Origin of the sequence: Candidatus Protofrankia californiensis, from assembly GCF_900634765.1 — a bacterium.
GTDB classification, from domain to species: domain Bacteria; phylum Actinomycetota; class Actinomycetes; order Frankiales; family Frankiaceae; genus Protofrankia; species Protofrankia californiensis.
The window spans coordinates 3,083-5,454 of sequence record NZ_CAAAFT010000493.1; the positions used below are offsets into that span (position 1 = coordinate 3,083).

Here is a 2,372-nt window from a genome sequence, read left to right on the forward strand (position 1 = left end):
GTACGACCCCGCTGCCTTACCGTCCTACCGCCTTACAGTCCTACCGCGTGGGCGGCACGGTGTGGCGCGGGCGGCTGCTCCCCGCCGTCCCGCTCCTCCCTCCGGTCGAGGCGCCACCTCCGGTCGAGGTGTCGCGGGCGCGGGGGACCGGGCGGGGTGGAAGACCCAGGCTCGCATCAGCACGAATCGCACCACCGTGGCCAGCGCGCCGCTGAACAGCACGGTCATGATCTCGACAAGGACCCCGGACGACGACCAGAGCGCATGCAGCAGTCCGAGCCCGGCGGAGGACACCGCAAGCCCCAGCACGAACACGGCCCCGGACTCGGCGAACTGGCGTAGCGCCCCCTCGCTTCCCACCTGCCCGAACGTCAGGCGCCGGTTGGCCCAGGTGTTGCCCACGGCCGTGACGAACAGCGCGACGAAGTTGGCCGCGAAGGACGACGTCCCGCCCTGACGGAGCAGCGCGTAGGCGACGACGTACGCAAGGGTCGAACACACCCCGATCGCCGCGAACGTCCCGAGCTGGCGGCCCATGTCGCGAGGCAGTCGCGCGGCACGGACCTGTGGTGGCAGGTCCACCCCGGCCCGTCCGGCGATGATGCGGTGAGCGACCCGGATCATTCCGCGGATGTCCTCCATCGCGGTTGCCACGACGTCGACCCGCGAGTCCGGGTCGTCGGCCCAGTCGACCGGCACCTCGTGGATGCGTAGGCCGTTGCGTTCGGCCAGCAGCAGCAGTTCGGTGTCGAAGAACCAGTGGTCGTTCTCGACGGCGGGCAGCAGCGCACGGGCCACGTCCGCCCGTACGGCCTTGAACCCGCACTGGGCGTCCCGGAAGGAGGTGTGGAAGGCCACTCTCAGCATCGAGTTGTAGCAGCGCGAAATGATCTCCCGTTTCGGCCCCCGGACGACCCGGGAACCGCGGACGAGCCGGGATCCGATCGCGACGTCCGAATGGCCCGACAGCAGGGGCGCGACCAGGGGCAGGAACGCCTCAAGGCCGCTGGAGAGATCGACGTCCATGTACGCCACGACGTCGGCGTCCGAGGACGACCAGACCGCCCGCAGGGCCCGACCGCGGCCCTTGGCCTCCAGCCGCGTCATGCGTACCCGGTCCAGCTCGTCGACCAGGCGCCGGGCGACGATCGGGGTGGCGTCGGTGCTGGCGTTGTCGGCGATCGTGATACGCCAGCCGAAGGGGAAGCGACGAGTCAGGTAGTCGTGCAGCCGCCGGATACTGCCGTCGAGGGCCTCCTGCTCGTTGTAGACCGGGACGACCACCTCGACGAGAGGCTGCTGCCGCGACCGCGGCGGAGGCGTCCCGCGCGATTGCACCGCCACCGCGGTCCAGCAGCCGGCGGCCGCGTCCTGACCGTCGGGTCCGCCCGGGGCCTGCAACGGGATCGTCCGCGGACCGTCGGGCTCGAATCCGGGTAACGGTCGGGACGTCTCGCCGTCGGCGTCGACGTCCGCCGGCCCGGATTCGACGAGGATGCTCGTGCGCGCAGGTTCGTCGGGCTCCGGCAGGCCGGGCGCGCGGGTGACAGATTGCGCGCCTGTGATAGACACCGCACGGTCATGGGACTCGCTGCGCGCGGATACCGCACCAAGCGATCCGGACGGAGACGGGCCGGCGGGACGGTCGTCCCCAAAACGTTTCGGCAGCTTCACGGTTCAACAGTCGACGACCGCGGTGAGAACGGCCTGAACCGCGCCTGAGAAGCTACTGAGTGGCCGTCGCGGGAGGCCGGGATTCGTGTCGCGACGGCGGAGGCGGGGTGGGAGGCGGTGCGAGGGGCCCGTTGTAATACCCGCTGTGGTAAAAGCCCCGTTGTGGTAAGAGCCCGTCGGTGGTGATGAGGCCTGTTGCGGGAGGCCCTCGTGAAGGTGCAGGACGCCCTTGTGAAGGCACCTCGTGGGAGGTCGCAGGTGGATGCCCGAGGCGGGGTGGACGCGTCTGCCGGCGCGACGCGGCACCTCGTACCTTGACGCGGCACCTCGTACCTTGACGTCGCCGCCATCGCCCATCTGTCACCCGGCGAGGGCGTTGACCAGTACTACCAGCTCAGGCTGTGCCGGGCTGCGGACACTGTCCGGCGTCGTGTCTCAGCCGACTGTTGTCTGTACTTCAGTATTCACTCAGCTTGTGAGGGGAAGGTTCGTACCATGAGCACGCGGCCCCCCTTCGCCACCTTCGCGGACGGATCATCTTTGAACGCGCACGCACCCGACGACGACATCGACGGCGTCGCGACCGGCCGGGACGGTTCAGACTGGGCGGTACCGGATGCCGACCCCTACCCCGTCGCCAACGCTCAGCCGACTCAGGCTGCCGCCGGCGGCGGCCCGCTACCGGGCGGTCCGGGATC

The 2,372-nt window shown here is 70.1% G+C and carries 1 protein-coding gene and 1 pseudogene; one reads left to right on the forward strand and one right to left on the reverse strand.

Going from position 1 to position 2,372, the window contains the following annotated elements; genetic code table 11:
* Positions 1-24: 24 nt before the first annotated feature.
* Positions 25-1,572, reverse strand: coding sequence for a bifunctional glycosyltransferase family 2/GtrA family protein (locus tag DD1DGNOD_RS25725; RefSeq protein ID WP_241255993.1), 1,548 nt, complete (start codon positions 1,570-1,572; stop codon positions 25-27).
* Positions 1,573-2,169: 597 nt separating this feature from the next.
* On the opposite strand from DD1DGNOD_RS25725, the pseudogene DD1DGNOD_RS30360 reads away from it, so the two are divergent.
* Positions 2,170-2,372: pseudogene (locus DD1DGNOD_RS30360) on the forward strand (peptidase S1); the annotation flags it as partial.